Raw genomic sequence first — 5,444 nt, forward strand, 5'->3', positions numbered from 1 at the left:
GGGTACAACCTGGCGGCGAGCGGCGGCATCGGCCGCAATGCGTACGACGAGGAAGAGGTAACGATGGCGCTGCTGGCTCGCGTGCGCCATCGCTACGCGGACCGACTGGTGGCGCGCTACAAGCTCGCCGACTTCTCGGCGATGACCGACGAGGCATTGCTGGCCGAAGTGGGCCGCAAGCGCGGCGGCCTGCTGCCCGGTGGCCGCGTGAACATGCAGAAGGCCGCCGAGGCGGCGTTGAACGACTTCCGCAGCGGCGCCTGGGGCCGCGTCAGGCTCGAGACGCCGGACGAGTTCGTGCACTGGCGGGCAACCGGCATCGTGGCCGAAGAGACACGAAAAGCGAAGAAGGAAGCCCGCGGAAAGGCGTGACCTCATGTCGCCTTTCATGGGGAGCCGGAGACCGACGACGGCCAAGAGCCGACCATCACGAGAGGCGGCTTTGGCGGCGCGCGCCTCGAACGTGTTGTTGTATCCTCGTGCAACCGTCGATCCCATGGGAGAGTGTTCGGCCGCCGCGAGCGCGCTGGCGAACGCCGGAGATCGCGGCAAGTCGAACAAGGACGCGAAGAACGTGAAGAACCGCCGGGGGGTTGTGGGGGCGTTGTGGGTTTCCGTTTTCTTGGCCGCCTGTGGGGGTGGCGGCGATGGTGATCAGCCGAGTCCTGTCTCCGGAACTCCGCCTGCACCGGCCCCCGCGCCCGGTCCCGCTCCTGCACCTGGCCCCGCTCCTGCACCTGCACCTGCACCTGCGCCTGCGCCCGCACCGACGCCCGCGCCACCGCCCTACACCTTGACGCCTTCGACGGCACAGGCTTCCTTCGTCGCAGGCTATCCCAGTGACATCAACCTGGCCGCCAGCCAGACCGTCGCGTTCTCGGGGCTCGTCTACATCAAGGTCGCGGCCGACGCAGCGGTGGTCGAATCGCCCGTGCGCATCACGACGAGTACCGACGGCACGTTCACCGTGGTGGCCAAGCCGCTCAAGAGCCTGGCGATCGGGCACTACTCCGGCAATTTCGCGATCAACGTCTGCACGGACGTCAATTGCGACCACCCATTGGCCGGCGCGCCGTTCACGCTGCCCTACGACATCGAAGTCCTGTCGCCGGACGGTAGCGTTGCGACCTTCAACCTGTCGCCACTCGCGCCCTTGTCGGGCGCGCCGGACTGGGGCACCTTCCAAGGCAATGCGTCGCACACCGGATTCGTGCCGGCCACGCTGAATGCGTCCGCCTTCAATCCGCGCTGGAAATGGAATGCGCCGGCCTACGCAGGGACGCAATGGTCCCCTTCCGTACTGACCACAGGCGCAGGCATGTTCTACGTCGCGAGCGGCCCCTGGTGGAATGCCAGCGCCTCCGGCCACGAACTGTTTGCGTACAAGGAAGACGACGGCAGCAAGGTGTGGAGCCACTCGTTCGGCGACCTGGAATACGCGACCACCAATCCGCCCGCGTTCTCGGGCGGCAAGGTCTTCATCGCCGCCGGGTCGCAGAGCTCGACGTACATGTTCTCCTTCGATGCGGCCAGCGGCACACAGCTCTTCAAGGCTTCGATGTCCTCGCAATGGGATCGCTATTTCGCGCCGACCATCCTCAACGGGCGGGTCTATACGGACGGCGGCACCTTTGGCGGCATGTACGCGTTCGACACGACGACCGGGGCGACGCAGTTCTTCGCCAACGTCGGCCAGTTCGACGGGTGGACCCCGGCGGTCGATGCGAACTACGCGTACTCCTATGTCGGCGGCACGCTGGGCGTCTACGACAGCCAGACCGGTGCGCTGGTTGGCAGCATCAACGATCCCACGTATGCGTGGAATGGCTACACGACAGCAGGCGCGCCGGTGCTGGGCGCGGCCAACAACGTGTACGCCGGCAACCTCAGCAATCAAGCCAGCAACTCGATCGTCAACTTCGACACCTCGAACCGGACGGTCCGCTGGGCGATCCGGGGTGCCTACTCCGGCAATCCGGCCTACGCCGCCGGCACCTTGTACGCGTCCAACAACTCGCCGTTCCTCCTGGAGGCCTACGACGAGGCGAGCGGCACCAAGCTGTGGACCTGGGCGCCACCCCCCGGCAATGCCAAGTTCGTCAGCGACGTGCTGGTGACCAGCAACCTGGTGTTCGTGAGCACCGACACGACGACCTTCGCGATCGACCGGAGCACCCACGCGCCAGTCTGGTCGTACGCGGCTTCCGGATCTCTGGCGTTGTCGGCGAATGGGGTGCTGTACATCAAGGGGCAGCGCAGCATCGTGGCGATCAACCTGCACTGACGCACCTCCCTTGAGCACTTGCGGCCCTTGAATGGCGGTCAGGGTCAGCGGGCTGGGGTTTGTCGGAATGACCCAAGGTTCCTGCCGATGGCGGGCTGGCGGGCCAGTTCGATGAAGGCCCGCACGTAGTCGATGGCGGTGTCCGCTTCTCGCGCCCCCAGGAAGATCTGCTTGGCGATGCCGCGCGCGCCGAGCCGCACGGGCACCACCTCCATCCTGGCCGAGTACTCCTCGACCAGCCAGCGCGGCAGGGCGGCCACGCCGCGGCCGCTGGCCACCATCTGCAGCATGATGTCGGTGGTCTCGATGGCCTTGTGGCGCCTGGGCGTGACACCGGCCGGCAACAGGAACTGGTTGTAGATGTCGAGGCGCTCGATGTCCACCGGGTAGCTGATGAGCACTTCCTGGGTCAGCTGCTGCGGCTTCACGTAGGCTGCCGAAGCCAGGGCATGGCCCTTGGCCACCACGAGCACCTGCTCGTAGTCGAACACCGGCTCGAACTTCAGGCCCGGCTTGTGGAGCGGGTCGGGCGTGACCAGCAGGTCGATCTCGTAGCCGAAGAGCGCGCCGATCCCGCCGAACTGGAACTTCTGCTTGACGTCCACGTCCACGTCGGGCCACGTGGCGAGGTACGGCGACACCACCTTGAGCAGCCACTGGTAGCAAGGGTGGCATTCCATGCCGATGCGCAACGCGCCGCGCTCGCCCTGCGCGAACTGGCCCAGGCGCTCCTCGGCCAGGTCCAGTTGCGGCAGCACACGGTTCGCCACCGCCAGCAGGTACTGCCCGGCCTGCGTCAGGCGCAGGCTTCGACCTTCGCGCAGCCAGACGTCGGTGCCCAGTTGCTGCTCCAGCTTCTTCATGCTGTGGCTCAGGGCCGACTGGGTGAGGCTCAGCACGCCCGCGGCGGCCGTCAACGACCCTTGCTTCTCGACCTGCTGAACGATGCTGAGGTGGATGCGCTCAAGCATTCAGATGAATTCCGCTCATGGATTTGTGAAATAAAACCATTTTACGTCATGACCCATCTTCCCTAGCATCCCGGTCCATGAAAGCAGAAATGACACGCCCCCTCCGCGTCGTGGCGGTCTCCGGCGGGTTGCAACGACCGTCCAAGGCTGCAGCCCTGGCAGAGCACCTGCTGGACCTGATCGCCAAGGATGTTCCGTGCGAGCGCCGCCTGGTCGAACTGGGTCAGCTCGCACCGCAGTTGGCTGGCGCGGTCTGGCGTTCCCAACTGCCCGACACCGTGGAGCGCGAACTGGCCATGGTCGAGCAGGCAGACCTGCTGGTGGTGACAACGCCGGTCTACCGTGGCTCCTACACGGGGCTGTTCAAGCACTTCTTCGACTTCATTCACCAGGACGCATTGATCGACAAGCCCGTCCTGCTGGCGGCCACCGGCGGCAGCGAGCGCCATGCCCTGGTGATCGACCACCAATTGCGGCCGCTGTTCAGCTTTTTCCAAGCACGCACCTTGCCGCTGGGCGTCTACGCGACCGACAAGGATTTCCTGGACTACCGCCTGCGGGACGAGGCCGTCGTCGAGCGGACTCGGCTTGCGGTGCAACGAGCACTGCCCTTGATCGCATTGACGCGCCACGGCAGTCCTGCACCAGTGAAGGAAGTGGTCGCAGCCTGAAACACGGCATCAGCATTCCCCGGCAATCAGGTCACCAGAACACAATGAACGAAGAACTCAGCTTCCGCCTCAAGAGCATCCGTTTCGATGAGAACTATCAGCCAGCGGACAGCACGCGCATCACCACCAACTTTGCCAACTTGGCCCGGGGGGCGAGCCGGCAGCAGAACCTGCGCAACACACTGCGGATGATCGACAACCGCTTCAACGACCTGGCGCATTGGGACAACCCGGAGGCAGACCGCTACGCCGTCGAACTCGAGATCATCTCGGTCGAGATGAGCTTCGGCGCCACGGAAAGCAGTCCCGCATTCCCGTTGATCGAGATCCTGGAAACCATCGTTCTCGACAAGCGGCACAACACGCGTACTCGCGGCATCGTGGGGAACAATTTCTCCTCCTACGTGCGCGACTACGACTTCAGCGTGCTGCTCCCGGCCTACAACGCCGATCGCGCGCAGTTCGGCACGCCGGACGATTTCGGCGACCTGCATGGCAAGCTGTTCAAGCAGTTCGTCAACTCGAGCACCTACAAGGAGCGCTTCAAGAAGGCGCCGGTCATCTGCATCAGCGCCTCGACCAGCAAGACCTATCGCCGAAACGGCAATCACCACCCCATCCTGGGCATCGAGTACCAGCAGGATGCGCTGTCATCGACCGACCAGTACTTCGCCAAGATGGGCATGCAGGTTCGCTTCTTCATGCCGCCTGACAGCGTGGCGCCCCTGGCGTTCTATTTCCGCGGCGACCTGCTGGGCGACTACTCGAACGTCGAGCTGATCGGCACCGTCGCCACGATGGAAGCCTTCCAGCGGATCTACCGCCCCGAGCTCTACAACGCCAACTCGGCGGCCGGGAAGGTCTATCGACCGAGCCTGAAGCACGGGGACTACTCATTGACGCAGATCGTCTACGACCGGGAAGAGCGCAGCCAGCTGGCTGTCAAGCAGGGGAAATTTGCAGAAGAGCACTTCATCAAGCCGTACAAGAATGTCCTTGAACAATGGGCTGCCAATCATGTTTGAAACCTCCATCGCCGGCAGCCTGCCGAAACCCGCCTGGCTGGCTGAAACCAACAAGCTCTGGCCGCAGTGGAAGGCTGAAGGCGATGCGCTTCGCCAGGCCAAGGCCGATGCAACGCTGCTGTGGATCAAGGCCCAGGAAGATGCAGGCCTGGACATCGTGTGCGACGGCGAGCAATCGCGCCAACATTTCGTGCACGGCTTCCTCGAGCAGGTCGAGGGCATCGACTTCGAGCACAAGGTGAAGATGGGCATCCGCGACAACCGCTACGACGCGATGGTGCCGCAGGTGGTTTCCGCGCTGCGCCTGAAGGGCCGCGTGCATGCGTTCGAGGCACAACTGGCGCGCGCGCACACGAAGAAGAAGCTGAAGTTCACGCTGCCCGGCCCGATGACCATCGTCGACACCGTGGCGGATCGCTTCTACGGTGACAAGATCAAGATGGCSWTSGCRTTTGCSGAACTGCTGAACCAGGAAGCGYTSGCGCTGCAGGCC

Annotated in this window: 5 protein-coding genes and 1 pseudogene; 5 read left to right on the plus strand and 1 reads right to left on the minus strand. The window is 64.4% G+C overall.

Annotated features, from left to right (window positions below; all coding sequences use genetic code 11):
- Window positions 1-372, plus strand: a pseudogene (locus AC1D15_RS16475) (ribosome biogenesis GTPase YlqF); the annotation flags it as partial.
- Between the two features lie 421 nt (window positions 373-793).
- Entirely contained in the window at window positions 794-2,284 is a 1,491-nt protein-coding gene (locus tag AC1D15_RS16480; RefSeq protein WP_477826814.1) for an outer membrane protein assembly factor BamB family protein, read from the plus strand.
- Between the two features lie 44 nt (window positions 2,285-2,328).
- Here the strand turns inward: AC1D15_RS16480 and AC1D15_RS16485 are convergent, their stop codons facing one another.
- A complete protein-coding gene (locus AC1D15_RS16485) occupies window positions 2,329-3,255 on the minus strand; it encodes a LysR family transcriptional regulator (RefSeq protein ID WP_465114279.1) in 927 nt (308 codons plus the stop codon).
- 89 nt (window positions 3,256-3,344) lie between these two features.
- Here AC1D15_RS16485 and msuE point away from each other — a divergent pair, with 89 nt between their 5' ends.
- The 3 genes from msuE to AC1D15_RS16500 form a co-directional block, all read left to right on the plus strand.
- Window positions 3,345-3,926: an FMN reductase gene (gene msuE / locus AC1D15_RS16490; RefSeq protein ID WP_465114286.1), complete on the plus strand. Its 582-nt coding sequence runs from the start codon at window positions 3,345-3,347 to the stop codon at window positions 3,924-3,926.
- 44 nt (window positions 3,927-3,970) lie between these two features.
- The gene (locus AC1D15_RS16495) at window positions 3,971-4,951 is read left to right on the plus strand and encodes a DUF1852 domain-containing protein (protein ID WP_477826815.1); all 981 of its coding nucleotides are present in this window, start codon (window positions 3,971-3,973) and stop codon (window positions 4,949-4,951) included.
- The coding region (locus AC1D15_RS16500) for a uroporphyrinogen decarboxylase/cobalamine-independent methonine synthase family protein (protein ID WP_477826816.1) at window positions 4,944-5,444 on the plus strand (501 nt) is incomplete at its 3' end. The genes AC1D15_RS16495 and AC1D15_RS16500, both read left to right, overlap by 8 nt.

The sequence above is a fragment of the Rhizobacter sp. P2_H2 genome, assembly GCF_056403375.1.